The organism is Oleiphilus sp. HI0066 (assembly GCF_001635725.1).
This window is the reverse complement of sequence record NZ_LWFH01000295.1, coordinates 1-1,759: the sequence shown is the minus strand read 5'-3', so window position 1 is coordinate 1,759 and position 1,759 is coordinate 1. Positions and strand designations below refer to the sequence as shown.

General features: G+C 43.5%; 2 protein-coding genes. Both read left to right on the top strand.

Translation table 11 applies throughout. The annotated features are described in order from the left end of the window. The first annotated feature begins 857 nt into the window (after window positions 1-857). On the top strand, window positions 858-1,313 hold the full coding sequence (locus tag A3738_RS04370; RefSeq protein WP_068476255.1) for a flavodoxin family protein: 456 nt from the start codon (window positions 858-860) through the stop codon (window positions 1,311-1,313). A 103-nt stretch (window positions 1,314-1,416) separates the two neighbouring features. Next, on the top strand, window positions 1,417-1,759 hold a 343-nt coding region (locus A3738_RS04365; protein WP_156503947.1), incomplete at its 3' end, for a response regulator.

The window sequence follows — 1,759 nt, the reverse complement described above, 5'->3', positions numbered from 1 at the left end:
TGTATTTCGAAATTTTTATGAATTTTACACCTTCGTTCTTGGGCGAGGCTGCAGGTAAAAGTCTTGTGTGCAAGATTGAGAGATAGCTTTTGACAAGGTAATCATCCAATCAGGCGTGGGCAACCATAAGCTATAAAAGGACATAAAAGGACAGCAGCGCTGCGCATGGCCATTGCTGACTGGTCAATTAAAACGAACTAGACTATGTCAATAAAAAACATATTGTTACGAGGCTTTGTAACGCTCAAGCTGCTCAAACGCACTGCTATTGTCTTTCTCCAATTGAGAACATTTGTATGAGACATCCGCATCGGACTGTTCCAGTAAGTTATTTTGCCAATAGCACGATCTACTCTCGTCCCGCAGACCTACTAATGCGCTATCGAGCTATTTAGCAAATTTCTGTCGCGAGATGAAAACGGCGCTTACATATCCTAGTGAAAAGGGGAGTAATGCGGTAATTGGTAACCAAACTGCCATAAACGTTGTTCCGAGTTAGCAATAGACTAATTCAACGCGATATTATAGCCCTACACTTGGCTCCACATCTGAATCTACCCTCGGAACCTTGACATGTCACTTAACTCCCAATGTCGCCGAGAACAGCTGTTTAACAACCCCGCCGTCGTCCTTTTCGACCATCTCGCGCGTTTAGTTTATCGAATGTGTAGAGCTGTATATCTAAGCCCTAGCGAGCGTTCTTAACGGGCAAGGACATGACTGTGACGGCGACGCGGCAATGGCCGCCGTTGCAAATAGCCACGCCTAATATATTTCTCGTTCTATGCTTATTGCCAAAGGGTCAGTGTATCGATACTCTGAGCCTTTAATATCTAATGTCGCTAAAGAGTTATGGTATGGACAAACATCTTCTTATCATTGCCCACGCCCCTTCACCAAATACTCAAACACTTCTTAAAACAATCAACGATGCAAGTAACAAAAGCCAGTGCATTGTAACTAGCTTATCTGCATTCGAGACCACTCCAGAGCACATCATTCAAGCAGACGCTGTCATTCTTTTCACACCAGAAAATCTCAGCTACATGTCTGGAGCGATGAAAGACATGTTCGATCGTTGCTACTACCCCGTACTTGAGAAAAAACAAGGTTTGCCGGTCGCGGCGATTGTTCGCGCAGGACACGATGGCACTGGCACGGTCAAGGCCTTACAAACAATTATCACAGGGCTTAGATGGCGTTGGGTACAAGAACCTTTGGTTCTGAGGGGTGACTACCAAGACGCATTTAACGAGCAGGTATCAGAACTTGCTGAGGGAATGTCGATCGCGTTAGCAGAAGGCATAATTTAATTCCTGATACTGTTCTAATTAGTAGTAAACACTTGATTATGTACTAGCCTTACGACGAACGGTTTAAAATTTGACGGTTATATCGAACTTCTTATAGGTAATTATGAGTAAAAAAGGCCTTTTTAAGATTCTTGTAGTTGATGATGAGGAGCAGATCCTAGATTCTTTGAGGCGTCTTTTTCGTTCGAACGACTTCGAAATCATTTGCGAAACGAACCCCATTGAAGCTATCGAAATCCTGAGCATAACACGCTTCGATGTCATCATTTGCGACATGCGCATGCCACAAATGAGTGGTGCTGATTTTTTAGTTCGAGCCAAAAAAATACGTCCAGCAGCCGAACGTATTCTGCTGACAGGTTATGCAGACCTAGACTCTACGATAAAATCAATCAATGATGCCCAAATTTATGCCTTCGTTACTAAACCTTGGGATCCGAATCAGC

What these genes read in the sequence shown, in the direction of transcription:
- A3738_RS04370 (WP_068476255.1), top strand. Translation starts at nt 858, where the DNA reads ATGGACAAACATCTTCTTATCATTGCCCACGCCCCTTCACCAAATACT.